Source organism: Flavobacterium azooxidireducens (assembly GCF_023195775.1).
GTDB lineage: Bacteria > Bacteroidota > Bacteroidia > Flavobacteriales > Flavobacteriaceae > Flavobacterium > Flavobacterium azooxidireducens.
The window spans coordinates 2,749,026-2,775,790 of the sequence record NZ_CP096205.1; the positions used below are offsets into that span (position 1 = coordinate 2,749,026).

Here is a 26,765-nt window from a genome sequence, read left to right on the forward strand (position 1 = left end):
TTTCACAATGGATGAATTTCATAACATATCATATTTCGACTACAATTCCACCACCCCCATTGACCCAAGGGTGCTTGATGCAATGTTACCTTTTTTACAAGACAACTTTGCCAATCCAAGCAGCACACACCATTTTGGTCAAAGCATCAATGAAAAAGTAAAACAAGCCCGAGAGCAAATAGCTGATTTTATCAATGCGGAGCCTAGTGAATTGATATTTACAAGTGGAGCAACGGAAGCGATTAATATTGCCATAAAAGGCGTTGCAGAGAGCTATTCGAGTAAAGGGAAACATATTATCACGGTTTCAACCGAACACAAAGCGGTTTTAGACACCTGCAAAGATTTAGAAAGAAAAGGTTTTGAAATTACTTATTTGACAGTTCAAAACAATGGATTGATTGATTTAGATGAACTTCAAAAAGCCATCCGACCCGATACTCTTTTAGTTTCAGTGATGTATGCCAACAACGAAACTGGAGTAATTCAACCGATCAAAGAAATTGCCAAACTGTCTCACGAAGAAGGAGCTTTGTTTATGACTGATGCCACGCAAGCAGTTGGCAAAATTGAAATTGATGCGGATGATTTGGGTGTTGATTTACTATGTTTTAGTGGACATAAAATGTATGCCCAAAAAGGAATTGGTGCATTGTACGTAAGACAAAGAGGAAACAAAGTAAGACTCACACCCCAAATTCATGGAGGCGGTCACGAACAAGGTTTAAGAAGCGGCACACTCAATGTTCCTGGAATTATTGCCTTGGCAAAAGCTTGTGAAATAGCTAGTCAAGAAATGATGCAAAATCAAAATACTATTTCTGAATTGAGAGATAGTTTGGAAGTGCAACTGTTCAAGCTACCTAATACATCATTAAATGGTGATGTAAAGAACAGAATATACAACACCTCTAATATTTGTTTTAAAGGCCAAGATGCCAATGTTATGATTGGGAGAATGAAGAATATTGCCTTATCTAACGGTTCTGCTTGTTCTTCGGCAGTTGTCGAGCCCTCACACGTTTTAAAGGCTATGGGATTAGGTGAAGATGACGCTTTTGCTTCGATACGATTTTCATTAGGCAAGTTCAATACAAAAGAGGACATCGAAACTGTAATTCAAAAAATTAAAGAAATCACACAAACAAATAATAACTATGCTTAAAGATTGTGATTGGTCGTTAGATAGAGATTACAAAACGGGTTCAGAAGATGAACCCTTGCAATTTTATTTAGATGGATTGGCCAATAGCAATGAGTTTAGTTTGTTATTGGGATATTTTAGCTCTTCTGCTATCAATTTACTTTCTGTAGGCTTTGCCACTTTTATCAGTAAAGGAGGTATGATGAAAATGGTAATCAATCATTTGCTTTCATCAAAAGATAAAGAAGCAGTTAGAAAAGCGAATGAAGAGTCAATCAATAAGGTTTTTGATTTAACAGACGTTGTTTCACTTGGAAGAGTTCTAGATGAATACGACACTCACTTTTTTGAATGTTTAGCCTATTTGATTTCTGAAAAACGAATTGAAATAAAAGTAATTAAGCCAAAAAATGGTAAAGGTGTAGCTCATTATAAATCCGGTGTTTTCACTGATGGATATGATTCAGTAGGCTATAAAGCTTCTTGTAATTTTACTCTTTATGGTTTATCTGAAAACTTAGAGGAATTAGAAGCGTTTTTGAGTTGGGAAAATGGTAGGTCGAATAAACTTATCAAAAAGCAATTAAAATTAATTGACGACTATTTTACCGAAAAAGACGAAGATGTAGAGTACATCCCAGTAAGTGAGATTGAAGTTGTTTTAAAGGATAGGTTTGGGAAGAAAGACATCAATGAATTACTTGTTCAGGAGGAACAACTTCTAAAAAAGAAACAGAGCTTAATTTCAAATCCCAAGCTTAAAAAAACAATCACAAAACTTTTTAAAGACATTGAAATTATTAGAAGAACGCCGAGATTTCCCTATTCAGAAGGACCAAGAGAATATCAGATTAATGCCTACAATAATTGGGTTGCGAATAACTATAAAGGAATGTTTGCAATGGCAACAGGTACGGGCAAAACGATTACTTCTCTCAACTGCTTGTTGAACGAATACAAGAAAACTGGAATTTACAGAGCTATTATTACGGTTCCAACTACAGCTTTGGTAGAACAATGGAAAAAAGAATGTGCAAAATTCAATTTCAAAAACATCATTACGGTCAGTTCAAAAGAGAATTGGGATAACAATCTTGCTTTTTTCAATACTGCTTCAAAACTGATTGATACTTCGTACATCGTCATTGTTACTTATGCTTCTTTACCAAGATCAAAGTTTCAAAGCTATTTTACTCAACTACCAGGGGACACGATTCTAATTGCAGATGAAACGCACAATTTAGGTTCGCAAGGTCTTTTAAGATTGCTACCAAACATCCATCTTGAAAAACGTATTGGATTATCTGCCACTCCACATAGAAAATTTGACGAAACAGGTAATCAAGCCATTCAAGAATTTTTCAATGATCAGCCACCTTACATTGTGTCTTATTCAATGGAAGAAGCTTTGAATATTGGCTGGTTATGTAAATACACTTATCAACCTCACGTTGTTAAATTGTCAGACCAAGAGATGGAAAAGTACAAGGAACTTTCTCTTCAACTGTTACGTATGGGCTTATTTGATAAAGAAACTGGTACTTTCAGAAGCACTCCTGAAATTGAGAAGAAACTTCTTGAAAGAAAGAGAATCATTCACAAAGCAGCCAATAAATTAGAAGCTTTCAAAGCTATTTTAAGAAGTGAATTTGATAAACGTAAGAATCTAAAATATACTTTGGTATATGTTCCTGAAGGTATAGAAACAAGTTTTGACGATTTGGATTATAGTGTTGAAACAGAGGATGAAAATAGGTTGATTAACGAATATACAAAAGCGATTAGCCAAACAGATGATTCTGTGATGGTTAAACAGTTTACTGCAAATTCCACCAATCGTGAGGAAATTCTAATAAACTTTGAACAAAGTAATATTCACGTATTGACTTCAATGAAATGTCTCGATGAAGGTGTTGATGTACCACGATCCGAATTAGCAATATTTTGTGCGAGTACTGGTAATCCAAGACAATTTATCCAAAGAAGAGGCAGAGTTTTGCGATTGCACAAAGATAAAATTCACGCAACCATTCACGATTTAGTAGTTGTGCCAGAAGTTTCAGATGAGAGCACTTTTGAAATGGAAAAAGGGCTAGTAAAAAAAGAACTTGAACGAGTGGTTGACTTTGCTAACCTAGCAATGAATAAAACCGACACGTACGAAATACTTAAAAGCATTTTGGACTACTATAATCTAAACCTTAACGATTTTTAATATTATTCTTATGGCAAGAAAAGATGATATACTCAAAAGTTTTTTAACACACGAGCTACTTGAAAACAAGTATGAATTTAATAAAGAAGAATTGCCTTCTACAATTAGAGAAGCACTTAATTCTGATAAACCTATTATTAAAGCAATTGCTTTGATAGTAGAAGGTTTGGACGGTACTTCACCAGTTACGGATTCGGTATTGCGAAACCAAGTTACCCAATTTTTAAATGAGGCTTTATGATAATCAGAAAAATACAAATTGACAATTATCTCTGTTATTACGATACCAATACTTTTGAATTATCGGAAGGTTTAAACATTATCCTTGGAGAAAATGGAGAAGGAAAAACAAAATTCTTTGAATCAGTAGATTGGCTTTTCAATGGAGAGAATCGAGAATTAGATATGCTAGTGTCTGCCAAAAAACTGAATGAAACGGAAATTGGTGATAGTTTTCGTGTAAGGGTTTCAATGACCGTAGAACAATATGGTGAGAAAAGTATCATCACAAAATCTTTCCTAGCAAAAAAAGAAAAAGCAAATGAATGTTCGACTTCAAGTTTTATGATTGAAGGCATTTCTGAAAATAGCTCGGGTGAAAGATCGCAAGTTGATGGACAAGCTCTTTTGGACAGAATATTCCCATTTCAAATTCGAAAATATTCAATGTTCAAGGGTGAAGCGGAACTTAATATTTTTGAAAGTGATAGTGCATTAGCAAACCTTATAAATCTTTTTTCGGAGGCGAAGCATTACGATAAATATTCTGAAAAGGGAGCTTTTTTGCGTGAGAAAGCAGAAAAAGCAGTAGAAGATTCTTCAAAGCTTGACAAAAAGAATGAAGCACTTTATAAAAAGCTTGAAGGGGATATTATTTATTTGGAGAGAGAGAAAGCAAAGTATCTTGTTCATTTGAATTCCACGGAAGAAGAAATCAGAAAAATTGAAGGCAATTTACAATTAGCAGAAAGTCACGTTAGCAATGCAGATGCTTTAGAAACGCTGAACAGACGAATTAAGGACATTGAAGAAAAAATTTCCTACTTAACAGGAAGGATTGATGAAAACTACACTACATCTCTATTTGATGAAAATTGGATTCTAGTCAATTTCGAATCATTTCATAAAGAGTTTGCAGAAAAAGTATCCGCACATAGCAAAACCAGAAGAGAGCTTCAATCTGAGTTCGATAAGCAGAAAGGAATCAAAGTAGGAGAAAAAAAGGCCAAAGCAGAATTATTAAACAATGCTATTCCACTCCCAAATAACATTCCTTCAAAAGCTATTATGGAAGAAATGTTGGATGCTGAAATTTGTAAAGTGTGTAATCGGGAAGCTAAAAAAGGGTCAGAGGCATACGAGTTTATGATGAAAAGGCTTAAAACTTATTTAGAAAGTCAAGTTACAGAAGATAATGAACCTGATAAAGACGAACCTCTTTTCAAATACGATTATACAAATAGGCTTGATAATTTGAGTATTAGTCACGAAGACAATCTTAAAAATCTTAGATTAATAAGAACAATAATCAAAGAACTATTTGAATTTAATGATGACCGCAAAAAAGACATTGAAGAGCTAAATGAACAATTAGAAAAAGAAAAAACAGAAAGAGAAAAAATATTAGGCAATTCAAGTATTGGTGCTGAGAAATTAAGTGATGTACTAAAAAATTACAATGCTTGGCAAAGAGACCTTAAAAATCGGAATCAAGACCAAGTGGACTATACATCAAAATTGAAAAGTCTTGAATCTGAATTAAAAGCAAAGAAGGAAGAAAAAGATAAAATTGATACAAGTTCAGCTAACTCTTTTTTGATTAAAACAAGAAACATCTTGCGTGACATTGAAACTATTTTTATTGATACCAAGGAGAATAAGTTTGAAGAATTTATTGAGAAGCTTCAAACAAAATCAAATAGATTTCTCGAAATTATAAATATCGACTCATTTACTGGAGAAATTTCAATATATAAAAAAAATAGATTAGGAAAAACAACTGTTGAAGTACAATTAATGCAAAATGGCAGACCTTTATATAAGCCAAACGAGTCCCTTGAAACATCAATGTATATTTCAATTCTTTTCGCAATTTCAGAGTTAGCGTATGAAACCAAAAATGAGTATTATCCTTTAATTTTTGACGCTCCAACTTCATCCTTTGGGGATTACAAGACTGCTCAATTTTTGAATTTGATTTATGAGACAAAAAATCAAAAAATTCTTGTTACAAAGAACTTTCTTGATCGAGATAAGGCAACTAAAAAACTGTTTATCAAAAAAGATTTTGAATCTGTCAAGAGGGATAAAGCATTTTGGGTTAAGCTAGAAGAACCTTTTAATAAAAACGATTTAACTACCATTAACACGCAAGTAATAAATCTATAGTATGAAGAATTTATTTGAAAAATGGAAAACGAGAATTCCAAAATATAGTGAGGTTCATAAAGACATCTTTACCTCTTTATCTCAAAAGTTCGGTGCTGAAGGTGAGAAGAAAATCAATCTTGGTAAACATTTCAGTACTAACTATGAATTATACACCTATGCTTTTTTCTTAGGGCTTTATAATAATGAATTTAGTCCAATTCCTGACGGAGAAAAGAAAACGGATTTCAGTCATCATATTCAGCACTGGGGAAGCAAGACAACAGTATCAACACGTAAGGACTTTACCAACTTACAAGAAAATATGTTTATTGCACTTTTAGCAAAAACAGACATTGACCTAGTAGCACTTGAAAAAGGAGAATTGGACGAAGATGATGCTGTAAAAGCTCTTGTTAAGACAATGGAATCGTACACCAATGGAGGACTAATTTTGATAAAAGAAAAATTGGAAGAAAACCCTAACTACTTTCTACAACCGACTTCCTTTTTGAATATGATTTTAGAAAAAGAAAAAGTATAAAAATTAAAATATGCCTGAAAATTCATTAAAATATTTAACTAGCAAAGAAGTAAAGAAAGAACTCAAAGTTCAAGATTGTTACTTAGCTCATATTAGAAATTCAGGTAATTTACAATTTACTAAAAAGGGTAATTCCTATTTGTATTTAAAGGAATCTATTGAGGAGTTTAAAAATAAAAATAAATAAGTTATAAAACTAAAATCTAAAGAAACTGCAATTTTATGTTTTTTTACTATTTTAGGTCATTATGACAAATTTCTAATATCTTTCAAAATATTGTGCAACTCAATTACATTTCCTCATCAACGGAATATAATTTTTAGTCTATCTTTATCTTCAATGGTTTCTAGTGCAATCCATCCCTCTAGTCCTTTTACTTGGATGATGAAATGTTGAAAATCTAATGGAGAACCAGCTCGGTTGCTAAATTTCACCCAACGCTTTCCAAATGAGATTTCGATATTGTCAAGTATTGTTTCCGGAAGATGTCCACCTTTACCTTGCTTCATATAAAGTTTTATTGGGTCTATCGTATCCACGATTCCAAATAAAAATAGCAATGGGAAATTCTCCAAAGATATCTCCCCAAAGTTAGGTCTGATAAGATAATGAAGTCCAGCACCCTCATAATCACTTGTGTTACTTTTATCAGGATCTTTGGTCCAAATATTGTGACAGGCTACTGCTGCTGCTGCCAAAGCATACTTCTTTTCTAAAGAATGATGCCAATTCAATTCTGTATCTCTATGCAACGACTTGTATCTTCTGATTTTAACTAATCGATCATAAAGATATATACCACCAAGGATGCCATGGTCAATTTTTCCTTGTGCGTTTCGATAAGAATAATAACGTTCAATTTGACCAAATAGATTTGCATTGATTCCCTTTGGCATAGATACTAAAAGAGAATGTTTAATATCATAATGATGAAGTAAGCCATCTATGGTTCCTAAATCAGGATGGTTAGCTAAATCTTCTTCCATTTTCATCCCAAAATCATGAAACAATACAGACAGGAACCACAGAAAAGGAAAAATTGGATATCCAATTTTAGATCGCTTCTCATTAAATAATTTGGTTTTTAATATGGTATTTTCTCTTATTAGCAATCCTAATAAAAAAACAGAATTAGTATGGTACGCTCTTTCATCATCCAAAACGTCATAAGTATTAAACTGTTGGAGCACTTCTTTTTTACCAGCAAGCCTAAAATAATCTTTAATAAATTGTTGATGATCCACAGCCGAATTAGGATTTTTAATAAATGGGTTTTGTGCAATATTTCCAGCATCAAAACCATCGTAATAATCCCATATTTTCGAATCTAAATTCTTATAAAGGTGCAAAAGGGTTTCCATTATTGAATATTTGAGACACGAATGGTGCCATTCTTAATACCTCTATTTATTTCTTGTAAAAGCAAAAAATCTCGTGTTTTAATGCTTGGCAATGAAGGGTCTAGTTTAAGAATGTCTTCAATAGCAATTTTTGGGTTAGTTCTTTCTATTAAAGCGGCGATGTAATCAAAATTTTGCTTGTAGACATCTCGAACTTTAGTAAAATGGGTTGACGAATTAAATTCTACAAGAGTGGTCTTTAAATTATTTTCAAGTTGTTTTTCAAAATCATTCATATAGATTATGCATTTAGTATGTAAAAGTACAATAGTTATTTTATTTTTTTAAAAAGTTGATTTTTATAATTCAAAATTAATCCAATATTCTCAAATGTAGCAACTTATTCAGATGCTGAAGCAGACCCTTGGGTATAAGAAAAGTATTTAGATATTGAAAGTGCTAAAGTGTTTCATATTCATGGCAGCATCGAGGCGAGACATACGAACACCTCTACCTACCTTCGGAAACTTCTATGGAGAACTACTGTAGTGATGAGGAAAACTATAAACTTGGGTATGATCATTTTCCAACCTTTCGGTTCATGTCGGGGGCTAATGTCATTATTCTGTATGGTATATCTCTTGATACGTTGGATGCGGAATTAAACCTCTTGCTAAACGGAACATTCTCGACAAGTAAAACGATTAGAGAAGTCATCATCGTTAATCCGAGCTATCAGGTAGTTCGGAAAAGGGTTAAACTATTGTTATTCGCCAGAACTGGTATTACGGTTCGTTGTTTTGACCCTAAAAATTTAGAAATAGAATTGTAGAATTAAGCTTTGGTAAAAAGGAAACTAATTTACGACAAATTAATTTTAAATTTATAGAGTCAAATATCCAAACCCATTATTATGAGCCATCGTAATTCAGGGTTGAATGTTTTCTTTGAAGCGGGTGTAATTAAACCCAGATGTACTACTGTCATTAGGGAAAAGCGAAATGTATTCTTCCAGTAGTTTGTTTTTTGGGCTGGAGTGGGTTATGATGCAACAGAAACACCCCATGAAAGTCTCAAGACTTTCATGGGGTGTTTCTGTTTGTTTTTTTATCTTCATTACTGCTTTTAGTCAGCCTGCTAAATTTTTTCTGATTAATTCCGTACCTGTATAGCAGGCTGACTAAAAGCAGTAATGAGGATGCGAAGTTAGTCTTTTTTTTTGACAAAGTCAAGTTTGTAGATTGTTAGTCAACATTTTGACTACATGAAAAGCATTGTAATTTATTTTGCAAATACTTATTTATCGTTGGTTTCTTGGGATTTATATCTTTGACTAGGATGATGTGGAATATTAGGGTATCGTCTTATTAGCATCCCTTCTTTAATCATTGTGGGAAGAATAAATGATTTTAGGTAGGATGTACTCCTTCCAAGGGTTTCGGCGATGTATTCTGACGATCTGTAATCTTCTTTGCAGATATTTAGTATTAGCGTTTCTATTTCCTGTTTTGAAAGTCGCTTACTTACTTTTAATTTTTTGGATTTTTTTGCACTATCTCTATTAGCCTTTTTAGTATCTATATTATACTTAGTATGTTTATTAGGATTAGTATCTATACTGTTATCTGTGCTAGTATCTATATTAGTATCTATATTAGCTGAGTTAGTATCTATACTAAGTGTATTATTAGTATCTATATTATTAAAGTTGTCATTAAGGTGATAAGTAGTCCATCTTGATTTACCTTCTTGGATTAAATACCCTTTTTTGCAAAGTTCCTGCAGTACTTTGGTAATCTCGACTCTGTGTAAACTAACCGTATACTGCAATCTATTGTTTGTAATGTTATCCTCTATATAGCAAGTAGCAAGTATTAAAAGTTCGTCTTCGGATAAAGTATCTATATTACTTCCGAACTTACTATATAAGCCTTCTAAAGTATCATCACCTAAAATACTAAACATAGGTAGTTCTAATTCTACTCTATCCGGATTGTCATAAACACCAAGATATGGTCTTCTCCAACGTGAACTTTCCCAACCTTGCATAATTTTATTGACACCACTACCTGCTTTTTCGGCAGAGCCTATGAGCATAAACATTTTTTGTAATATAGTATTTCTACATTCACTAATACCCCTTGGTAATATTGCTCAATTGAAACCAAAAGAGTTCCCGGATTTGAAAAGACAAATCCATCTACTTTTTGTTGAATTATAATACTACCTGAAGCTGTGTAATCTGCATGTACTAATGTGTTAATAAAGGCTTCTCTAATTGCTATATGGGCAGGCGTTTCATCTTTTCTTACACCATCTTCTAATTTAAATGGTTTTGGTAATCCACTTGTGAGTTTTGGCCAAACTTTGAGATAGAATTGTAGTAGATTAGATTCCCAAGTTCCGTCAGGATAAATTCTGTCTGTCCATCGTTCTTTGGGGTCTTGTGATAAATTTTCACGATAGTCGGGAAAAAAACTAGGTGTACAGTCTTGTTCTACGATACTATGTCCTTTGCCAAACATCAATAAACCAGCCACAGTGAAGCCTTCCTTTTTTGTTATCCGATCTGTTCTGTATGCACCTAAACGTTTTAAAAAATCAATATCTTCGAGACTTAACCATACATGATTTGGTTTGGCACTTGAAAGCAGTTGTTTATATCTTTTTAAAGAATTTAAGTCAATATCATCGAAAGTAAATCCATCTAATATTCTTCCGTCAGGATGGTAGGATGTATCTGCATCTGCAATCATACGTCTGACTTGGTCGTCAGAACATTTGTAATCGCCTTCGTGATCTCGTTTGTATGTATTTCCTTTGAAAGGATTGCCGTTAAGAAATATTGGTTTTTCTGTTCTTGTAGCAGCCGGTATTCTGAAAACTAAAACTCTTTTATTCTGTATTTCAACTTCTTTGACATCATTGTTTGCCATGATGTTTTTATTGATTTTGTTTGGATTATTTACAATATCCCAAAACGTTTTTTGATGCGTATGAATTGACCTTTCTTCTAAACCTTCAATATTTGCATACCCATTTTTTTCATTGATTCCTAAAACAATAAATCCTCCGTTGGTATTTGCAAATGCCGAATAGGTAGACCAAAAAGAGTCGGGAAAGCCATTTTTGGCAGATTTATATTCGAGTTCACTGAACTCATTGCTAGGGAATGCCGCATAAACCACTGAATTTACAGGAGAGAAGAAATCAAAAAGATTTAGTTGTTGTTCCATTTATTGAAGTACTTTTTACAAATATATTAATTCACATTTGAATATTTTTATTCTATATACATCAATTTTGAAGTTGGAGTATTTGTTTTGTTTTTGGGTTTTTGATAGAATATTATGATAAGTGTAGATGGTGGAAGATAGTTAGGGGAGGAGATGTGGATTTGATATTCTCACCGTAGTTTGTGGACGAGACAAGAAGGAGAGGGAGATGATGCAGATAAGTTGAACGGTATTATAGTTTTTATCAAGCCGAAAGAGATAGTGATTATGAAATATCTATCCCTTTTGGTTTTGGAAAATCCTTACCTAAAAAAGCATATAATTCTCGTACTTTTGAACGCCAACTTATATCTGGCTTCTACCAACGTTTTACTGCCTTCAGTAATTTTAATAGTATCGAGTGTATGTGTTGGAAATTTTGAAGAAGTTGTGATGTTGTCAAAACTAATTAGTAGTTCAAGGTTATCTAAAACAGATTGGTTTTTATCTAAATCAAAAATTGTTTTATGCTCTTCTTTATTGAATTTTTCAGCTTTCTCTTTTAGACTTTCATAGAGTGTGCTTAATTTTATCTCATCCGTTATAAAATCTAAATCGTAAATGTCTTTTTTAGTAGAACGATTGGCCAAACTAACTAGTTTGTATAAACCAATATCGGCTTTACTGAATAATCGAATGTTATTGATCGTATCCATTTTGAAAAGATGTTTCATATTTTGTAAAACATCCACTTTTATCATTATTCCCTCTTCAGTGTCAATAAAAAATCTTAAAAAAGAATATTGATCATTTATATCACACGGGTTATCAAAATTTCCGGCACTCTTACCAAAATGAGCTTTTACCTCTTCTTGAATTTTATTAAAACCCTCTAAACCGATGATTTCGGGACAAAATAAATCAATATCATCTGAAATTCTGTGGTTGTACTGTATTGCTAAATTGGTTCCACCGGCTAAACCAAAATTGGCTAATGAAGGCAAACTTTGTAATTGAAGAATTGTTTTGACAATAGTTGGAGAAACCGCAGTCATTTTTTAGAGCGAATACCGAAGAAAAGGTTCTACTTTATATCTTTTTGCCACACTAACACAAACTTTATTACTAATGTTTTCTTTCGTGTTTTTAAGGTATTTTACAATAACTCTAGGCGTATATAATTGCTCTAATCTTTTAATGTCTTGCTCAAAAGTATCCGGAGTTGTTGCATACATAGCTCTTGGGATAATGATAGCTTTATCTTTCTCCAGACTTAACTTTTCAAAATCCATATCCCAAAAAAGGTGTTTAGGTAAAATTGACGCTATGTTTACTTTTGGTTTCATTATTTAGTATTAATCAACTATCATACCAATATAAACTCTACATATTGGTTATCATTATACTAGTATACAAAAGTATAAATTTTTATTTATATCAATAGTCATTCATGCAATAGTTTAAATCAAGTTAGTTTTTCTTAATTCTTTTTTGAAGAAATGTTGTCTTTTTCCTCCCCCCGGCCCCCTCCGAAGGAGGGGGAGACGTTGTAGATGTGGAGGGCGTTGTATTTAGTGTAGCTATGAAATCTTGTTTCACTGCTAAATTTTGTTTGCTATTTACTACATAATGTGTAGTGTTTCGCGAATGGGATATGTCAAAAATAATAGATTGTTCACTTTTATTTAATGTTCACGGAAACGTGAACAAATATAGTTTGTGAACATTGTGGAATAGGTTGGAATTTTTTGCCAATTTGGACTTAAGCAGGTTGTTGTTTTTATCTCTTAAAAGTGCTTTTTGCTGCACTTTTTGACGCTCTTACTTTGATTATTGCCTTTTAAATACCTAATAGTGCTTTTTAATGCTCTTTTTGTTGTGAAATAGAAAAATAGTTTTATATTTGTATTAAATAATGCTATATAATGCACTTTATGGAAATCATACAAACCATCAAAGAACGTAGGGAAGTTTTGCAAGTTACACAAGAGACCTTGGCGGAACTATCAGGCGTTGGCTTGCGGACCTTGAAACAGCTGGAGAGCGGAAAAGGAAACCCTACGTTGTTGACCTTGCAAAAGGTAGCCGACGTGTTAGGTATGGAAGTTTGCTTAAAAGTTAAAGCGATTGGTACATGAGAAGTGCTAAAATACTATTTAAAAATGAAGAGGCTGGAATTTTAATCCAGCATGATGATGGTTCGTTTAGCTTTCGTTATCATGATGCCTGGTTTACCAACGAGAATAAGCCCGCCATTAGCTTGGGTTTACCTAAAGTACAGCAGGAGTATCAGTCACCCTATCTTTTTCCTTTTTTTTATAATTTGCTCCCCGAAGGTTCTAACAAGCAGGTTGTTTGCAAATTAAATAGAATTGACCGTAAAGACTATTTTGGTTTGTTGCTTACCACTGCCAAGAATGACAGCATAGGGGCTGTACGTGTTATTGAAATAGCCCAGGAAGTATAACGTATAATCGCTATTTATGAAAGCAAAAGACATCGTAACCGATACCGATTTATTGACCTTTACACATTGTCCGGGAACATTAGCCAGCGGGTTTAACACCTATAGCCAAACTGCTTTAAACAGAGTGTTTCAAGGTAAAAAAGTGCATCATATTTTGCCTTATGTTTCTCCTGCTTCTAATGCCGAAACAGATGCTCTGTTTGAGGAAAACCGAAGACAAATGTCGATATCCGGTGTTCAAGAAAAATTTTCTGTTCTCCTTGAAAAAAACAAACTACGACTCATAGCTGAAAATGAGCAAGGCACCTATATATTGAAACCTATTCCCAGTGCCGGAAAGAAACCCGATCAAATGCCTGCCAATGAACATTTAACCATGCAAATAGCCCGTCAACTGTATGGCGTAGAAACAGCGGAAAATGCGATGATTTTTTTTAAAGATGGTACTCCAGCCTACATCACTAAACGATTTGATGTTCAAAGCGATGGTTCAAAATTAGCTCAAGAAGATTTTGCTTCTTTGGCACAGCGAACACCGCAAACACATGGTACTGATTACAAATATTTGGGCAACTATTTAGAACTGTTTGAGTTGATGCAAAGGCATTTGCCCACTTATAAAATCGAAGCTCCCAAGCTATTGAAATTATTGGTGTTTAATTATCTTTTTTCGAATGGAGACGCTCATTTTAAAAATTTTTCTGTTATTGAAACGTCGATGGGCGACTATCGTTTGAGTCCGGCTTATGACTTGCTCAATAGTCGTATTCATATAGATGATAAAGATTTTGCCTTGGACGATGGCTTATTGCCTAAAAATTTGGCTCAAGGTAAAATAGGTTTGCAATTTGCCAAATTAGCGGAGCTAGCCGGAATTGGTGAAAAGAATTTTCAAGCCATTATGGCGTTGATGCTCTTTAAATCTGATTTGGTTGAAAAAATGGTAGCCGCCTCTTTTTTGAATGACACGACCAAACGGAATTATTTGCAGTCTTATCAGGGTCGATTGAAACAGTTGGCGAAGGTGTGATCTTGCAGTGTTTTAATGTTTATTTATTACTTGGATTGCGGGTATTTCTCTGAGGGGAAAGATTTATGAGGAGAAAACAAACTCATGAACATTGCGGACAAAACCCCAAGACTGTAAAATTAACTTCGGTGACCTTATATTTTTGAGGTAGTTCAAACGATGGTTTGACGTCTTCCAGACAAGTGACCGTCTTGCACTTCTGACAGCTAAAATGGATGTGATTGTGGTTGTGAAGTGTTGCACAACTATGGCAACCGGCAAACTTGACGCCACCGTCAACATTGACCACCTTATGAATAACATCTTCTTCGATCAACCTTTCCAATACTCTGTAAGTTGTTACCCTGTCGCACAAGCCGTCCAATGCTACTTGGATTTCTGCTGCTGACAAAGCCATTCCGGATTGCGTAATGAGGTTTAAAATAGCTGATTTGGCTACTGTATTTCTTGACTGTTTCATTTTCTTGACTTTCTTTAATGCAACATTGTTGTGTTTACAAAGATAATGTTTATTTTTGCAACAATGTTGCATTAATAATCAATTATGATGTCTGAAAAAAAATTACCCGTAACCGTTTTGAGCGGTTTCCTTGGAGCAGGAAAGACCACTTTGCTCAACCACGTTTTGCATAACAAAGAAGGCTTGAAAGTTGCTGTAATTGTTAATGATATGAGCGAGGTAAATGTGGATGCACGACTTGTGAGCGAACAAAATGTGCTTTCGAGAACCGAAGAAAAGCTTGTAGAAATGAGTAATGGTTGCATCTGCTGTACGCTTCGAGAAGATTTGATGGTGGAAGTAGAAAAGTTAGCCAAAGAAGGCCGTTTTGATTATCTGCTTATTGAAAGTACAGGCATTAGTGAGCCCATTCCTGTGGCACAAACCTTCAGTTTTGTAAGTGAAGACGGTGCGATAGATTTGTCTAAATTCAGCTATATTGATACTATGGTTACCGTAGTAGATTGTTTTAATTTTTTTAATGATTTTGGTACTAACGAATTATTGGCAGACCGAAATCTAACCGATATGGATGGCGACTATAGAACCATTGTGAACCTGCTGACCGATCAAATAGAATTTGCCAATGTGATTATTTTAAACAAAACAGATTTGGTAGATACCAAAACGGTTGGGCTTTTGAAAGCATCTATTCAAAAATTAAACCCAGGTGCAAAAATTCTAACTTCAGATTTTAGCAAAGTTGAACTGAAGGAAATTTTAAACACCAACCTATTTGACTTTGAAGAAGCCCAAACCTCAGCAGGCTGGCAAAAAGAATTAGAAAATGGGGTACACACTCCAGAAACAGAAGAATACGGTATTTCTTCTTTCGTGTTCCGAAATCAAAAGCCCTTTCATCCGGAACGGTTTTGGAATTATTTGAATGAAGCCTATCCAAGCGGGATTATCCGAGCCAAGGGATTGTTTTGGCTGGCTTCACGACCCGATGATGCTATTAATTTTAGCCAGGCAGGAGGTTCAACACGAATTGAAAGAGCCGGTGTTTGGTGGGCAAGTATGCCGTTTAACGAACGTATGAGCTATGCTTCATTTATGGATAATCAGGAGGAGATTGAAGGGCGTTGGAGTAGGCAATGGGGAGACAGAATGAATGAGCTTGTATTTATTGGTCAGGATATTGATCAAGAAGTGATGATAATGGAACTTGAAAAATGTTTACTGCAGGAGCAAGAAAACTATCAGTTTGACAATGGCGTAACGTTCAATGATCCTTTTCCGAAAAACATTTAAAATGAACAACAAAATAACAAGGAGAACCCTTATCAAACAAGGCGGACTTGCACTAACAGCAATGGCATTGCCTTTTCCGCTAACCTCTTTTGAAAAATTTAATCTTATGAACGTCAACAAAAATTATGATGTAATCATCATCGGCGGAAGCTATGCTGGCCTTTCTGCCGCAATGGCTTTGGGAAGAGCTTTACGCAATGTCTTAATCATTGACAGCGGATTGCCCTGCAACCGACAAACGCCACATTCACATAATTTCATCACACAAGACGGGGCGAAACCAAGTGAAATTGCCGCCGCAGCCAAAGCTCAGGTTTTGAAATATAAGTCTGTAAAATTCTTGAGTGATTTTGCTGTTGACGGAAAGAAAACCGAAAAAGGTTTTGAATTAACTACACAAAGTGGTCTGGCATTCACAGCCAAAAAACTTGTTTTTGCAACCGGTGTAAAGGATATAATGCCTGATATCAAAGGATTTTCAGATTGTTGGGGAGTTTCGGTCATTCATTGCCCGTATTGTCACGGCTATGAAGTGAAAGATGAAAAAACAGGTATTTTGGCCAATGGTGATTTTGCACTGCATTATGCCCAACTCATTCGCAATTGGACAAAAGACCTGGCCATTTTTACTAACGGGACCTCTACTTTGACGAGAGAGCAAACTGACAAAATTACCAAGCACAACATTCCGATCATTGAAAAAGAAATTGCCTACTTGAAACATGAAAACGGTCATATTCAACAGATTGTTTTCAATGATCATTCGACTTTTGACCTAAAAGCCATTTATTCACGTCCCGACTTTGAACAACATTGCAAGATTCCCGAAATGCTGGGGTGCGAACTCACAGAACAAGGTCTTTTGAAAGTAGATATGTTTCAAAGAACAACCGTGACGAATGTTTTTGCCTGTGGCGATAATTCAAGTCCAATGCGTTCAGTAGCCAATGCAGTATCTACAGGTAGTCTTGTAGGTGCCATGACAAATAACATTATGACTGAAGAAGAATTTTAGGCGTGAAACCCTAACCATTCCAGTCATATTATACGCAGAACGATTTGAAAAATAGTTAAATGGAATTTTAATGAATGCTTTATTGCTGCTTTTTTTGAGTGGTAAATTCCCGAATTTATACTGTGTGTTTCGAAAATTTATTACTAGAGTATTTGTGCTATTTGGCATACTATGAAAAGAATCATAAAATCAAAATAAAATAATTAAGTGTATTTTATTTTCAGTGATAAGATATAAAAAGCCGCTCTTTTTCGAGAGCGGCTATTACGTGAAATTCGCTGTATTTATTTTTTTAATATAGTTTTTAAAACCAAATCTTTATCTAACTTTTTGGTACAGAAAAACCAATCTTTACAATCTAAGTTTTCAGTATCATCCATACGTTCTTTAGCTACTCCGCATGAGCCAGCAGTAGGTACAATAACATCATCACCTGGTCTCCAGTCTGCCGGACATGCTATATCAAAGGCATCTGCGGTTTGCAATGCAATCAAAGCTCTGTAAATTTCATCAAAATTCCGTCCGATGCTTAATGGGTAATACAAAATGGTGCGGATAGTTCCTTTCGGATCGATAAAGAATACCGCTCTTACCGCTTTGGTATTACTTTCGCCTTCCATAATCATTCCGTATTTTTTAGATACTTCCATTGTAATGTCTTCAATCAAAGGGAATTTCACTTCTACATTTTTCATTCCTTTGTACTCAATTTTTTCTTTGATGGTTCTCAACCATGCAATGTGGCTGTACAAACCATCCACCGATAATCCTAATAATTCGCAGTTTGCTTCTTGAAATTGTTTTTCCATACTTGCAAAAGTCATGAACTCTGAGGTACATACCGGTGTAAAATCTGCCGGATGACTAAAAAAGATTACCCATTTTCCTTCATAATCTTTTGGGAAGTTGATAGTTCCTTGTGTTGAAATTGCTGTAAATTCAGGTGCTTGTTCACCAATTCTTGGCATAAATACTTGGTTTTCCATTTTTATGTTTTTATAAATTATTATGTTTTAATGGCACAAATTTCAACTGTTTTTTTTATATGGATTGTAACAAAAGTTTCATAACATAGTATTTTTCTATTAATTTTCTTAAACGATAGATTTTTGTTATTTATTATTAAATTTTAATTAATGCCTTCTGTAACATACGTTACAACTTAACATATAATGATTGTTTACTTTTGAAAAAAATACCAAGTAACATGAAAATTATAAGTTTTCTATTAGCTATTTTATTTTTGACAAGTTGTCAAGATGGGAAAAAAGAGTACCAAAATGTAGAGGAAGAAAATGCTATTGCTTCCACTTTTGACCCACTTGAAGCGAAAAAATTAATGGAAACCCATTGTTATCTATGCCATAGTCCGTTAGCTGATGAAAATCAAGGAAGAATTGCACCACCAATGGTAGCCATCAAAGCCAGATATATTGATAGAGAAGGGTATAACGAAGCCGAATTTATTGAAAATGTGAAAGCGTTTGTAGCTAATCCTACAGAAGAAAAAGCCCTAATGTATGGTGCAGTTAAAAAACATGGACTCATGCCAAAACAAGCTTTTCCGGAAGGTAGTATAGAAAAAATTGCTGCCTTTATGTATGACTATCAAATTGAAGAACCCGAATGGTTTAAAGCACATTGGGAAAGTCACGGAAATGAAAATTGGACACAATCCGGTAAAAAATTAGAAGAAGTTGAAGTAGTTAAAACGTATGCTGATATTGGTTTAGATTATGCATTAGGCACCAAAAAAGTATTAGGCAAGAACTTAATGGAAGCGATTCAACAAAAAGGAACTATGGAAGCCTTGACATTTTGTAACATTCAAGCCATCCCTTTAACGGATAGTATGTCAACGCAGTTTAATGCTACTATAAAAAGAGTTTCCGACAAGAATCGAAACCCTAATAACAAAGCCAATGCAGAGGAATTATACTATATTGCTCAATTTAAAAAAGATTTGGTTGATAAAAAAGTCATCAAACCTGTTGCTCTTGAAAAAGGAGATAAAATTCAATTTTATTACCCGATAGAAACCAATACTATGTGTTTGCAATGTCACGGGAAACAAATCAAACCGGAAGTGCAACGTCAAATATTGAAATTATATTCCAAGGATTTGGCGGTTGGATATGATGAAAATGAAGTACGAGGGATTTGGAGTATTTCTTTTAAAAAATAATTTAAAAAGATAAAAATGAACGTATTTATTGAGGTCGAAAATATTAAATGTGGTGGTTGTGTGAATAGCATAAAGTCAAATTTATTAAAGATGGAAGAAGTGGATGATGTAGAAATTAATATTGAAAAAAACACCATTTATGTAACGGGTTTAGTTCAAAAATCTACGATATTGTCTAAATTAAATGAATTGGGTTACCCTGAAAAAGGAAGTAATTCTGTCTTAAAAAAAGCTAAATCATATGTAAATTGTGCCATTGGTAAACTAAATGAGTAAAAAAGAATTAATAATTACAGGAATAGGGGTTGTAGTCGGACTGATTTTGGGTTATGCCTATTATCATTATATTGGTTGCTTGAGCGGAACCTGTGCCATCACCTCCAAACCATTAAACAGTACATTATATGGAGGTTTAATGGGTGGTTTATTGTTTAACTTGTTTGTAACTTCCCCCAAGAAAAAAGAATGATGAAACAATTTTGGAACGAACGTTATGCTGAAAAGGAGTTTGCTTACGGTAAAGAACCAAACCAATTTCTAAAAGAAAATTTACATCAACTACCTAAAGGTAAAGTTTTATTTGTGGCGGAAGGAGAGGGGAGAAATGCTGTCTTTGCAGCTCAAAATGGATACGATGTTTTTGCTTTTGATTACAGTGAATTGGCTAAAGCGAAGGCTTTAACACTTGCCAAAGAGCAAAACGTACAACTTGATTATCTAGTTTCTGATGTGATGGATTTATCCTTTGAACCTGAAAGTTTTGATGCGATAGTATTCATTTTTGCCCATTTTCCGGCAGTAATTCGCAAACAAGCTCATCAAAAGTTGATCTCTTTTCTCAAACCTAATGGCAAAATTTTATTTGAAGCTTTTGAAAAAAATCAACTGCAATTTACTTCCGGTGGACCAAAAGAACTAGCTATGCTTTTTTCGGAAGAGGAAGTAACAGACGAGTTTCCATCCATTGGTTTCGACTCTCTTAAAACAGCAATTATTGATTTAGCAGAAGGTTCGTATCACCAAGGAAAAGGTGCGGTCATTCGGTTTATTGGAACAAAACATGAAAAAAACGAGTAAAGATTACATTTTTGTTGTTATCCAATTTCTTCTTTTTGGAATCTATATGTTTGATTTTTTTCAACCATTAGCTATTCCAAAACCGTTAGCAACATTCGGAATGGTTATTGCTTTTATCGGTTTTATGATTGCACTATTGACTGTTTTTGAATTGAAAACCAACTTAACTGTTTTTCCTACACCAACCCAAAAAGCAGTTTTACTTACTCACGGATTTTTTCGATACAGTCGGCATCCCATTTACTCCGGAATTTTAATGGTAGCGTTTGGTTATGCACTTTATAAGTATTCAATTTATAAACTTTTAATTGCAGGTTTGTTATTCATTTGGTTTTATTTAAAATCAACCTATGAAGAGAAACAACTTGCTCAAAAATTCAATTCGTATAAGGAATATCAGGAGAAAGTAGGACGGTTTTTTCCGAAAATAAAACGTTAATATGTTATTTTATTAAAGAAGTAGTAAATATTGTTGTAGTTATGTAATACATGTTACATTTTAGATTATAGCCATAAATTACTTTTACGACAAACTTTCTAAAGATGAAAAAATTACTTTTCACTAACTGGCATCTAATGCGATGGATTAGATTAATTATCGCTATCGGAATTGCTTACCATGCCATCACTACTCAACAGTATTTTTTCTTATTCTTTGCTGCTTTTTTTCTTTTTCAAGCCTTATTGAATACGTGTAGTAGTGGAAATTGTCAACTACCTAATTCAGATTCAAAATGAAAAATGAAATTTTATCCATCATTCAATCAAATAATTTGGTATTGATTAATTTTAAATCGTCAACGTGTGATTCTTGCCAAATGATTGATCCAACTCTGCAAGAGGTTAAAAAAGCCATTGGTGAGAGGGTTGAAATTCATACCTTAGAAATTAACAATTTGCCTTTAACATTTAATGAATTACAAATTGATTCGTTGCCTCTTCTGGCACTTTTTGTCGAGGGTAAATTAATTTGGGAAGCAAAAGAAGTGCTTTCAAAAGATGAAATCATTAAAAAAATAGTAGAAATTGAATCTTAAAAAAATACACAATGGATGTTGAAATTTTAGCTCGAATACAATTTGCTTTCACCATAGCTTTTCATTATATCTATCCGCCTTTAAGTATTGGATTAGGTTTATTAATGGTGATTTTTGAAGGACTTTATCTCAAAACAGGAAATAAAGAATACGAAGTTTTAACCCGTTTTTGGCTTAAAATTTTTGCTATTACATTCGGAATCGGTGTAGCAACAGGTATTATCATGGAATTTGAATTTGGTACCAATTGGGCCGTTTATTCCCGCTATGTTGGCGATATATTCGGCAGTGCTTTGGCCGCAGAAGGTTTGTTTGCTTTTGGTTTAGAAAGTACTTTTCTGGGTATTTTAATTTTCGGATGGAATCGCGTTTCACCAAAAGTTCACTTTATTTCTACGATTGGTGTTTTTTTAGGCTCAATGTTCTCTGCCGTATGGATTGTTGTAGCAAACAGTTGGCAACAAACACCTGCCGGCTATCATATCGTTGGAGAAGGGTTTAATGCCAGAGCAGAAGTGACCGATTTTTGGGAAATGGTTTTCAATCCTTCCAGTGTAGACAGAATTATTCATGTTTGGCAAGGTGCCTTCTTAGCAGGTGCCTTTCTAGTTTTAAGTGTGCATGCATACTACTTAAGGAAAGGTAGGTATGAAGCCATTTCTAAAAAAGCATTTAAAATTGCTTTGGTAGTAGCAACGATTGTTTCTTTTACTCAGTTACTTTCCGGTCATAGCTCAGCAGATGGCGTGGCGAAGAATCAACCGGCTAAATTGGCAGCAATGGAAGGACATTATGAAGCTTCTGCTCCGGCAGATTTGTATATTTTAGGTTGGGTGGATAATGAAAAACAAGAAGTTTCCGGAATTGCAGTTCCCGGTGGATTATCTTTTTTAGTTCATCAGGATTTTCAAGCTCCGGTAACTGGATTGAATGCCTTCCCAAAAGAAGATCAACCAAGTCAAGTCAATGCTGTTTTTCAGTTTTATCACATCATGATTTCAATTGGAATGTTTTTAATTGCTCTAACTTTCTACGCCTGTTTTTTATGGTGGAGGGGGAAATTATTTGAAACGAAATGGATATTATGGATCTTTTCTTTTTCCGTTTTATTGCCGCAAATTGCCAATCAAGCCGGTTGGTTTGCTGCCGAAATGGGAAGACAACCTTGGATTGTATATGGTCATCTTCGCACAAGTGAGGGATTTTCACAGGAAGTTTCGGCAAACCAAATTTTATTTTCATTGATTTTATTTTTAGTGATTTATACGCTTTTGTTTTTATTGTTTTTGTATTCACTTAACAAAAAAATCAAACACGGCCCTTATGATGAGCAAGAAGCTAACTTTAATTCAATTTAATAATGGAAAACATGGAAACTTTTTTAGGTATTGATTACCCAACTTTGTGGTATTTAGTGGTTGGCTTGTTATTCTCGGGTTATGCTATTTTAGAAGGCTTTGATTATGGTGCAGGTGCTTGGCATTTATTTTTAAGAAAAGATGAAAGTCGCCGCATTGCGATAAATGCTATTGGACCGCTTTGGGATGCCAATCAAGTTTGGTTAATTATAGGAGGTGGAGCACTTTTTGCCGGTTTTCCGGTGATGTATGCAACAATGCTTTCAGTCATGTATATTCCGTTTATGTTGTTTTTAATGTTATTGGTTTTACGTTCTGCCGCAATCAAATTCAGAAGTGCCGAAGAAATGAAATGGTGGCGAACATCTTGGGATTATATTTATTTTATTTCCAATACTTTAATTGCTTTTTTATTGGGTGTAGTATTGGGAAATGTGTTGCAAGGTTTTGCTATCGGACCTAATTATTCTTATCAGGGTGGAATATTTTTCACCTTTTTATCTCCTTATGCTTTGATGACGGGCTTCACAACATTATCACTTTTTATGACCCAAGGAGCTATTTTTTTGCTATTAAAAACGGAAGGTCGTTTACATGCCAGACTCACTTTTTTACTCCGTAAAGGAATGATATTTTTCATTATCAGTTTTTCAATTACTTCGCTTTATACGTTGATTTTTATTCCGGGTGTAACAGATAATTTCCGAGAAAATCCACTTTTTTTTATCATTCCTATATTGGCTTTTTTAGCTGTTGCCAATGTGCCACGTTTGGTTTCTAAGAAGAAGTATTTTCAAGCATTGTTATTTTCATCATTAACAATGGCATTTTTACTCATGTTAGTGGCTTTTCAATTGTATCCCACATTATTAATTTCGACAATTAATCAGGAATATAGTATTACCATTTACAATGCTGCCTCTTCACAAAAATCGCTTGGAATCATGCTTACAATTGTATTGATTGGAGCTCCACTACTGGCTTTTTATTTTATTTTTCTATATCGAACTTTTCATGGAAAAGTAAAATTAGACGATACCAGTTATTAATTTTTTTAGTCTAGATAATCAACATTAGATTTTTCAATATTTTGTTATCTTTTTAGTGTTCTAAGCTAAAATGTAAGAACAAAAATTGAGTTATATTCTACTTTGTAAATCTTAATTTTTTCTTCAATTAAACTCTTGTTAATGAGTTGTTAAGAATGATATTTATCATGTTTAGAACTGTCTCTAAATAGTAATTTTAATGATGTGAATATTCACAAATTTAAATTATTATTATCATGAAAAATTTTAAAATTCAAACATGGGTTTTATTCTTTTTGTTGTTGCCTTTTTTAGGATTGGCTCAACGTGGAAGTGGTGGATGGGGTACCAATACAAATTATAACAGGCTATACAATACGGCTACTGTTATCGAGATAAAGGGTAAGGTTGAAAAGGTTGAAAAAATAATTCCTGAAAAAGGAATGTCTACAGGAATTCATTTAACCATGAAAACGGTTAAAAATGAACTAATTTCTGTGCATCTCGGTCCAGATTGGTTTTTAGATAATCAAGATGTCCATTTTGCAGTTGGTGATGAAATTACTGTAAATGGTTCAAAAGTTACTTATGAAAATAAACCTGCTATTATTGCTAAAACGATAGAAAAAGGAGATTATATTTTAGAACTAAGAAACGACAAAGGTTTTCCAAAATGGAACGGATGGCGACAAGGTAAAAATAGAAGAGGAGCTAATCAATAACTAGATTGTATTTTTTTTAAACCGATAATTGAAAGTCTAATCACCGATTTTTAGTTATCGGTTTTTTAAATATTTATTCTATGTAACATTTGTTGCTTTCTATCATCTTGATTCATTCTACTTTAGTAAAATATTTCAGAAAAAATGACAAAAATTGTAGTTTTAGGAGCTGGCATAGCGGGACATACTGCAGCAGCTCATTTAAGAAGAAAATTATCAAAAGAGCATGAAGTAGTGGTCGTTTCTCCCAATCGAAATTACCAATGGGTTCCTTCTAATATTTGGGTTGGAATAGGTAGAATGAAATCAAAAGAAGTCATTTTTCCTCTAGAACCTCTTTACAAGCGAAAAGGAATTGGCTATAAACAAGCCAAAGCCGTTTCTTTTCATCCGGAAGGTGATGCTTCAGAAACAAAACCGTTTATTTTAGTAGAAGGTGTTTTTGGCGAAAATCTAGGCAAACAAGAAAAAGTGACCTACGACTATTTAATAAATGCTACCGGACCCAAATTAGCTTTTGAGTTAACCGAAGGTTTACAACCAGCAACCAATAAAGTATATTCTGTTTGCACGTATGATCATGCCGAACATGCTTCGGAAGCACTTCATAAATTAATAAATCAATTAAAAAAGTCGGATAAAAAAGCCAAAATTCTCATCGGAACAGGACATGGAAAAGCAACCTGTCAAGGTGCAGCCTTTGAATATATTTTGAATGTGGAAAAAGAATTGCAAAAATTCGGTGTTCGCAATAAAGTTGAAATTACATGGATTTCCAACGAATATGAATTAGGTGATTTTGGTATGGACGGCATGCTCATGGAATACAACGGTTTCAATATGAAATCGAAAGATATGATCGAAATGATTTTTGAAGACAGAGGAATCAAGTGGATTTTAGGTGCAGCCGTTAACAAAGTTGAAGACGGAATCATGCATTACGAAAATTTAGAAGGCGAATTTAAAACAGAAATGTTCGATTTTGCTATGTTAATTCCGTCTTTTTCAGGTCACGGATTTCAAGCTTTTGATAAAGTTGGACAAAATATTACTGAAAAATTATTTCGAGGTTTTATGGTCGTTGATGCAGATTACACTCCAAAACCCTATGAAGAATGGACTGTTCAAGATTGGCCCGAAACCTATCAAAACCCAAGTTATAAAAATATTTTCGCACCCGGAATTGCTTTTGCTCCGCCACATTCTATTTCAAGACCAAGAAAAAGTAGAAACGGAACAGAAATTTTTCCATCACCACCTAGAACAGGAATGCCTTCGGGAATTACAGCAAAATTAGTAGCTGATAATATTATCGATTCTATTAAATCAGGAAAAGAATCATTGCAACACAAAGGTTCATTAGGTAACATGGGGGCAGCTTGCATTGCTTCTGCCGGATACGGATTAACGCAAGGTAGTGGCGTAAGTATAACTACTTTTCCAATTGTGCCCGATTATAAAAAATATAGCGAAACAGGCGGTAGAGATATTAAGAAAACATTTGGTGACATAGGTTTGGCCGGACATTGGGTAAAACTTTCACTTCATTACGCCTTTCTTTACAAAGCAAAAATGAAGCCTTTTTGGTGGTTGATTCCTGAATAAATTTCGGGGATAAACCTACAAAAGTTAATTCCTAAATAAAAACATAATTATGCAAAGAATATCAAATTCTCAAAAACGTAAAATGCAAAATCCATTTTTGCAGTTTTTTAAATTTTTCTATTTAAATATAAGAATTTTAAAAATTGTAGCCGGTGGTCATGGCGGTACGCGAACGTAGATTATTTCTAGAGGTTGAAATAATTTTTATTGGTTGAATGGAGGACACTTTTTATAAAGTGTCCTTTTTTTATTTAACCTTTAAATCATTTTCAAATTCGTTTAATTGCATAATGATTTGATTGCTTTGGCTGGTGTAATGGTTCGAAACTCGGTTTTATTAATTGACTTCATCGAAATTAGATTAAACGACGGAATCGAATTAAAACAAGCAATCATTGAAGCCGGAGCCGTGCGAACCACACCAATTTTATTAACCACCGGAGCTGTTGTAATTGGAGCCTCGATTATCCTATTCGACCCGATTTTTCAAGGATTAGCGATTTCGTTAGTTGCCTGAGCGATTGTATCGACACTCTTAACTTTAATTGTAGTTCCATTGATTTATTACATCACCGAACGCAAAAAATGGGAAAAGAAAAGTGATTAGTAATTAGTGAATAGTAATTAGCAAAATCTCAGCAACTCAGCAACTCAGTAACTCA

At 34.0% G+C, this 26,765-nt stretch carries 30 protein-coding genes and 1 pseudogene; 23 read left to right on the top strand and 8 right to left on the bottom strand.

What is annotated here, in order from left to right; genetic code table 11:
* Positions 1–7: 7 nt before the first annotated feature.
* The 6 genes from M0M57_RS11885 to M0M57_RS11910 are packed head-to-tail and all read left to right on the top strand — an operon-like array spanning position 8 to position 6,457.
* Positions 8–1,165 carry a cysteine desulfurase family protein gene (locus M0M57_RS11885; protein WP_248433246.1) on the top strand — a complete coding sequence of 386 codons (1,158 nt, stop codon included), beginning with the start codon at positions 8–10 and terminating at the stop codon, positions 1,163–1,165.
* Complete coding sequence (locus M0M57_RS11890) at positions 1,158–3,359, top strand: DEAD/DEAH box helicase family protein (RefSeq protein ID WP_248433247.1); 2,202 nt, start codon at positions 1,158–1,160, stop codon at positions 3,357–3,359. Before M0M57_RS11885 ends, M0M57_RS11890 begins: the two co-directional genes overlap by 8 nt.
* A gap of 10 nt (positions 3,360–3,369) precedes the next feature.
* The gene (locus tag M0M57_RS11895) at positions 3,370–3,600 is read left to right on the top strand and encodes a hypothetical protein (protein WP_248433248.1); all 231 of its coding nucleotides are present in this window, start codon (positions 3,370–3,372) and stop codon (positions 3,598–3,600) included.
* Complete coding sequence (locus M0M57_RS11900) at positions 3,597–5,747, top strand: AAA family ATPase (RefSeq protein WP_248433249.1); 2,151 nt, start codon at positions 3,597–3,599, stop codon at positions 5,745–5,747. The genes M0M57_RS11895 and M0M57_RS11900 overlap by 4 nt, the downstream gene beginning before the upstream one ends.
* Position 5,748: 1 nt before the next feature.
* Entirely contained in the window at positions 5,749–6,270 is a 522-nt protein-coding gene (locus tag M0M57_RS11905) for a hypothetical protein (RefSeq protein WP_248433250.1), read from the top strand.
* A gap of 10 nt (positions 6,271–6,280) precedes the next feature.
* Entirely contained in the window at positions 6,281–6,457 is a 177-nt protein-coding gene (locus tag M0M57_RS11910; RefSeq protein ID WP_248433251.1) for a MerR family transcriptional regulator, read from the top strand.
* Positions 6,458–6,573: 116 nt separating this feature from the next.
* On the opposite strand, the gene M0M57_RS11915 is transcribed toward M0M57_RS11910, so the two are convergent.
* The 6 genes from M0M57_RS11915 to M0M57_RS11940 form a co-directional block, all read right to left on the bottom strand.
* The gene (locus M0M57_RS11915; protein ID WP_248433252.1) at positions 6,574–7,632 is read right to left on the bottom strand and encodes a hypothetical protein; all 1,059 of its coding nucleotides are present in this window, start codon (positions 7,630–7,632) and stop codon (positions 6,574–6,576) included.
* The gene (locus tag M0M57_RS11920) at positions 7,632–7,907 is read right to left on the bottom strand and encodes a hypothetical protein (protein WP_248433253.1); all 276 of its coding nucleotides are present in this window, start codon (positions 7,905–7,907) and stop codon (positions 7,632–7,634) included. Before M0M57_RS11920 ends, M0M57_RS11915 begins: the two co-directional genes overlap by 1 nt.
* Positions 7,908–8,907: 1,000 nt before the next feature.
* On the bottom strand, positions 8,908–9,708 hold the full coding sequence (locus M0M57_RS11925; RefSeq protein WP_248433254.1) for a hypothetical protein: 801 nt from the start codon (positions 9,706–9,708) through the stop codon (positions 8,908–8,910).
* Positions 9,699–10,847: an AlbA family DNA-binding domain-containing protein gene (locus tag M0M57_RS11930; RefSeq protein WP_326930575.1), complete on the bottom strand. Its 1,149-nt coding sequence runs from the start codon at positions 10,845–10,847 to the stop codon at positions 9,699–9,701. Before M0M57_RS11930 ends, M0M57_RS11925 begins: the two co-directional genes overlap by 10 nt.
* 302 nt (positions 10,848–11,149) lie before the next feature.
* Positions 11,150–11,881 (bottom strand): nucleotidyl transferase AbiEii/AbiGii toxin family protein, encoded by a 732-nt coding sequence (locus M0M57_RS11935; RefSeq protein ID WP_248433255.1) that lies wholly within the window; start codon positions 11,879–11,881, stop codon positions 11,150–11,152.
* 3 nt (positions 11,882–11,884) lie between these two features.
* Positions 11,885–12,172, bottom strand: coding sequence for a DUF6922 domain-containing protein (locus M0M57_RS11940; RefSeq protein WP_248433256.1), 288 nt, complete (start codon positions 12,170–12,172; stop codon positions 11,885–11,887).
* A gap of 588 nt (positions 12,173–12,760) precedes the next feature.
* Here M0M57_RS11940 and M0M57_RS11945 point away from each other — a divergent pair.
* Genes M0M57_RS11945 through M0M57_RS11955 form a run of 3 tightly spaced genes read left to right on the top strand, consistent with a single transcriptional unit; the run spans position 12,761 to position 14,323 of the window.
* Positions 12,761–12,964 (top strand): helix-turn-helix domain-containing protein, encoded by a 204-nt coding sequence (locus M0M57_RS11945; RefSeq protein WP_248433257.1) that lies wholly within the window; start codon positions 12,761–12,763, stop codon positions 12,962–12,964.
* Entirely contained in the window at positions 12,961–13,293 is a 333-nt protein-coding gene (locus tag M0M57_RS11950; protein WP_248433258.1) for a HipA N-terminal domain-containing protein, read from the top strand. Before M0M57_RS11945 ends, M0M57_RS11950 begins: the two co-directional genes overlap by 4 nt.
* A 16-nt stretch (positions 13,294–13,309) precedes the next feature.
* On the top strand, positions 13,310–14,323 hold the full coding sequence (locus M0M57_RS11955; protein ID WP_248433259.1) for a HipA domain-containing protein: 1,014 nt from the start codon (positions 13,310–13,312) through the stop codon (positions 14,321–14,323).
* An 82-nt stretch (positions 14,324–14,405) separates the two neighbouring features.
* On the opposite strand, the gene M0M57_RS11960 is transcribed toward M0M57_RS11955, so the two are convergent.
* Entirely contained in the window at positions 14,406–14,783 is a 378-nt protein-coding gene (locus tag M0M57_RS11960) for a Fur family transcriptional regulator (protein WP_248433260.1), read from the bottom strand.
* Between the two features lie 84 nt (positions 14,784–14,867).
* Here M0M57_RS11960 and M0M57_RS11965 point away from each other — a divergent pair, with 84 nt between their 5' ends.
* Together M0M57_RS11965 and M0M57_RS11970 are read left to right on the top strand one after the other, a co-directional pair.
* Positions 14,868–16,076 carry a GTP-binding protein gene (locus tag M0M57_RS11965; RefSeq protein WP_248433261.1) on the top strand — a complete coding sequence of 403 codons (1,209 nt, stop codon included), beginning with the start codon at positions 14,868–14,870 and terminating at the stop codon, positions 16,074–16,076.
* 106 nt (positions 16,077–16,182) lie between these two features.
* On the top strand, positions 16,183–17,091 hold the full coding sequence (locus M0M57_RS11970) for an NAD(P)/FAD-dependent oxidoreductase (RefSeq protein ID WP_407647488.1): 909 nt from the start codon (positions 16,183–16,185) through the stop codon (positions 17,089–17,091).
* A 284-nt stretch (positions 17,092–17,375) separates the two neighbouring features.
* Here M0M57_RS11970 and M0M57_RS11975 read toward each other — a convergent pair whose 3' ends face one another.
* Positions 17,376–18,077, bottom strand: coding sequence for a peroxiredoxin (locus M0M57_RS11975; RefSeq protein WP_248433263.1), 702 nt, complete (start codon positions 18,075–18,077; stop codon positions 17,376–17,378).
* A gap of 221 nt (positions 18,078–18,298) precedes the next feature.
* On the opposite strand from M0M57_RS11975, the gene M0M57_RS11980 reads away from it, so the two are divergent.
* From M0M57_RS11980 to M0M57_RS12035, 12 genes and pseudogenes are all read left to right on the top strand, one after another.
* Positions 18,299–19,276, top strand: a complete 978-nt coding sequence (locus tag M0M57_RS11980) for a c-type heme family protein (protein WP_248433264.1) — start codon at positions 18,299–18,301, stop codon at positions 19,274–19,276.
* A gap of 15 nt (positions 19,277–19,291) precedes the next feature.
* Positions 19,292–19,552, top strand: a complete 261-nt coding sequence (locus M0M57_RS11985; RefSeq protein WP_248433265.1) for a heavy-metal-associated domain-containing protein — start codon at positions 19,292–19,294, stop codon at positions 19,550–19,552.
* Positions 19,545–19,745 carry a DUF6132 family protein gene (locus M0M57_RS11990; RefSeq protein WP_248433266.1) on the top strand — a complete coding sequence of 67 codons (201 nt, stop codon included), beginning with the start codon at positions 19,545–19,547 and terminating at the stop codon, positions 19,743–19,745. The genes M0M57_RS11985 and M0M57_RS11990 overlap by 8 nt, the downstream gene beginning before the upstream one ends.
* Positions 19,742–20,353 carry a class I SAM-dependent methyltransferase gene (locus tag M0M57_RS11995; RefSeq protein ID WP_248433267.1) on the top strand — a complete coding sequence of 204 codons (612 nt, stop codon included), beginning with the start codon at positions 19,742–19,744 and terminating at the stop codon, positions 20,351–20,353. The genes M0M57_RS11990 and M0M57_RS11995 overlap by 4 nt, the downstream gene beginning before the upstream one ends.
* Positions 20,337–20,792: a methyltransferase family protein gene (locus M0M57_RS12000; RefSeq protein WP_248433268.1), complete on the top strand. Its 456-nt coding sequence runs from the start codon at positions 20,337–20,339 to the stop codon at positions 20,790–20,792. The genes M0M57_RS11995 and M0M57_RS12000 overlap by 17 nt, the downstream gene beginning before the upstream one ends.
* A gap of 104 nt (positions 20,793–20,896) precedes the next feature.
* Positions 20,897–21,091 carry a hypothetical protein gene (locus tag M0M57_RS12005; protein WP_248433269.1) on the top strand — a complete coding sequence of 65 codons (195 nt, stop codon included), beginning with the start codon at positions 20,897–20,899 and terminating at the stop codon, positions 21,089–21,091.
* A complete protein-coding gene (locus tag M0M57_RS12010; RefSeq protein WP_248433270.1) occupies positions 21,088–21,390 on the top strand; it encodes a thioredoxin family protein in 303 nt (100 codons plus the stop codon). The genes M0M57_RS12005 and M0M57_RS12010 overlap by 4 nt, the downstream gene beginning before the upstream one ends.
* An 11-nt stretch (positions 21,391–21,401) precedes the next feature.
* Positions 21,402–22,748, top strand: a complete 1,347-nt coding sequence (locus M0M57_RS12015; RefSeq protein WP_248433271.1) for a cytochrome ubiquinol oxidase subunit I — start codon at positions 21,402–21,404, stop codon at positions 22,746–22,748.
* Positions 22,749–22,759: 11 nt separating this feature from the next.
* Complete coding sequence (gene cydB / locus M0M57_RS12020; RefSeq protein WP_248433272.1) at positions 22,760–23,797, top strand: cytochrome d ubiquinol oxidase subunit II; 1,038 nt, start codon at positions 22,760–22,762, stop codon at positions 23,795–23,797.
* Positions 23,798–24,033: 236 nt separating this feature from the next.
* Positions 24,034–24,498 carry a hypothetical protein gene (locus M0M57_RS12025; RefSeq protein WP_248433273.1) on the top strand — a complete coding sequence of 155 codons (465 nt, stop codon included), beginning with the start codon at positions 24,034–24,036 and terminating at the stop codon, positions 24,496–24,498.
* 144 nt (positions 24,499–24,642) lie between these two features.
* A complete protein-coding gene (locus M0M57_RS12030; RefSeq protein ID WP_248433274.1) occupies positions 24,643–26,103 on the top strand; it encodes an NAD(P)/FAD-dependent oxidoreductase in 1,461 nt (486 codons plus the stop codon).
* Positions 26,104–26,398: 295 nt separating this feature from the next.
* Positions 26,399–26,710, top strand: a pseudogene (locus M0M57_RS12035) (efflux RND transporter permease subunit); the annotation flags it as partial.
* Between the last annotated feature and the right edge of the window lie 55 nt (positions 26,711–26,765).

Bases quoted from the DNA above. Each gene is read 5' to 3' on its own strand.
- M0M57_RS11945 (WP_248433257.1), top strand. From the start codon at position 12,761: ATGGAAATCATACAAACCATCAAAGAACGTAGGGAAGTTTTGCAAGTT.
- M0M57_RS11915 (WP_248433252.1), bottom strand. From the start codon at position 7,632: ATGGAAACCCTTTTGCACCTTTATAAGAATTTAGATTCGAAAATATGG.
- M0M57_RS11960 (WP_248433260.1), bottom strand. From the start codon at position 14,783: ATGAAACAGTCAAGAAATACAGTAGCCAAATCAGCTATTTTAAACCTC.
- M0M57_RS11995 (WP_248433267.1), top strand. From the start codon at position 19,742: ATGATGAAACAATTTTGGAACGAACGTTATGCTGAAAAGGAGTTTGCT.
- M0M57_RS12030 (WP_248433274.1), top strand. From the start codon at position 24,643: ATGACAAAAATTGTAGTTTTAGGAGCTGGCATAGCGGGACATACTGCA.
- M0M57_RS11910 (WP_248433251.1), top strand. From the start codon at position 6,281: ATGCCTGAAAATTCATTAAAATATTTAACTAGCAAAGAAGTAAAGAAA.
- M0M57_RS12025 (WP_248433273.1), top strand. From the start codon at position 24,034: ATGAAAAATTTTAAAATTCAAACATGGGTTTTATTCTTTTTGTTGTTG.
- cydB (WP_248433272.1), top strand. From the start codon at position 22,760: ATGGAAACTTTTTTAGGTATTGATTACCCAACTTTGTGGTATTTAGTG.
- M0M57_RS11990 (WP_248433266.1), top strand. From the start codon at position 19,545: ATGAGTAAAAAAGAATTAATAATTACAGGAATAGGGGTTGTAGTCGGA.
- M0M57_RS11920 (WP_248433253.1), bottom strand. From the start codon at position 7,907: ATGAATGATTTTGAAAAACAACTTGAAAATAATTTAAAGACCACTCTT.
- M0M57_RS11900 (WP_248433249.1), top strand. From the start codon at position 3,597: ATGATAATCAGAAAAATACAAATTGACAATTATCTCTGTTATTACGAT.
- M0M57_RS11940 (WP_248433256.1), bottom strand. From the start codon at position 12,172: ATGAAACCAAAAGTAAACATAGCGTCAATTTTACCTAAACACCTTTTT.
- M0M57_RS11925 (WP_248433254.1), bottom strand. From the start codon at position 9,708: ATGCTCATAGGCTCTGCCGAAAAAGCAGGTAGTGGTGTCAATAAAATT.
- M0M57_RS11885 (WP_248433246.1), top strand. From the start codon at position 8: ATGGATGAATTTCATAACATATCATATTTCGACTACAATTCCACCACC.
- M0M57_RS11905 (WP_248433250.1), top strand. From the start codon at position 5,749: ATGAAGAATTTATTTGAAAAATGGAAAACGAGAATTCCAAAATATAGT.
- M0M57_RS11975 (WP_248433263.1), bottom strand. From the start codon at position 18,077: ATGGAAAACCAAGTATTTATGCCAAGAATTGGTGAACAAGCACCTGAA.
- M0M57_RS12010 (WP_248433270.1), top strand. From the start codon at position 21,088: ATGAAAAATGAAATTTTATCCATCATTCAATCAAATAATTTGGTATTG.
- M0M57_RS11955 (WP_248433259.1), top strand. From the start codon at position 13,310: ATGAAAGCAAAAGACATCGTAACCGATACCGATTTATTGACCTTTACA.
- M0M57_RS11985 (WP_248433265.1), top strand. From the start codon at position 19,292: ATGAACGTATTTATTGAGGTCGAAAATATTAAATGTGGTGGTTGTGTG.
- M0M57_RS11895 (WP_248433248.1), top strand. From the start codon at position 3,370: ATGGCAAGAAAAGATGATATACTCAAAAGTTTTTTAACACACGAGCTA.
- M0M57_RS11930 (WP_326930575.1), bottom strand. From the start codon at position 10,847: ATGGAACAACAACTAAATCTTTTTGATTTCTTCTCTCCTGTAAATTCA.
- M0M57_RS11890 (WP_248433247.1), top strand. From the start codon at position 1,158: ATGCTTAAAGATTGTGATTGGTCGTTAGATAGAGATTACAAAACGGGT.
- M0M57_RS12000 (WP_248433268.1), top strand. From the start codon at position 20,337: ATGAAAAAAACGAGTAAAGATTACATTTTTGTTGTTATCCAATTTCTT.
- M0M57_RS12015 (WP_248433271.1), top strand. From the start codon at position 21,402: ATGGATGTTGAAATTTTAGCTCGAATACAATTTGCTTTCACCATAGCT.
- M0M57_RS11980 (WP_248433264.1), top strand. From the start codon at position 18,299: ATGAAAATTATAAGTTTTCTATTAGCTATTTTATTTTTGACAAGTTGT.
- M0M57_RS11965 (WP_248433261.1), top strand. From the start codon at position 14,868: ATGATGTCTGAAAAAAAATTACCCGTAACCGTTTTGAGCGGTTTCCTT.
- M0M57_RS12005 (WP_248433269.1), top strand. From the start codon at position 20,897: ATGAAAAAATTACTTTTCACTAACTGGCATCTAATGCGATGGATTAGA.
- M0M57_RS11970 (WP_407647488.1), top strand. From the start codon at position 16,183: ATGAACGTCAACAAAAATTATGATGTAATCATCATCGGCGGAAGCTAT.
- M0M57_RS11935 (WP_248433255.1), bottom strand. From the start codon at position 11,881: ATGACTGCGGTTTCTCCAACTATTGTCAAAACAATTCTTCAATTACAA.
- M0M57_RS11950 (WP_248433258.1), top strand. From the start codon at position 12,961: ATGAGAAGTGCTAAAATACTATTTAAAAATGAAGAGGCTGGAATTTTA.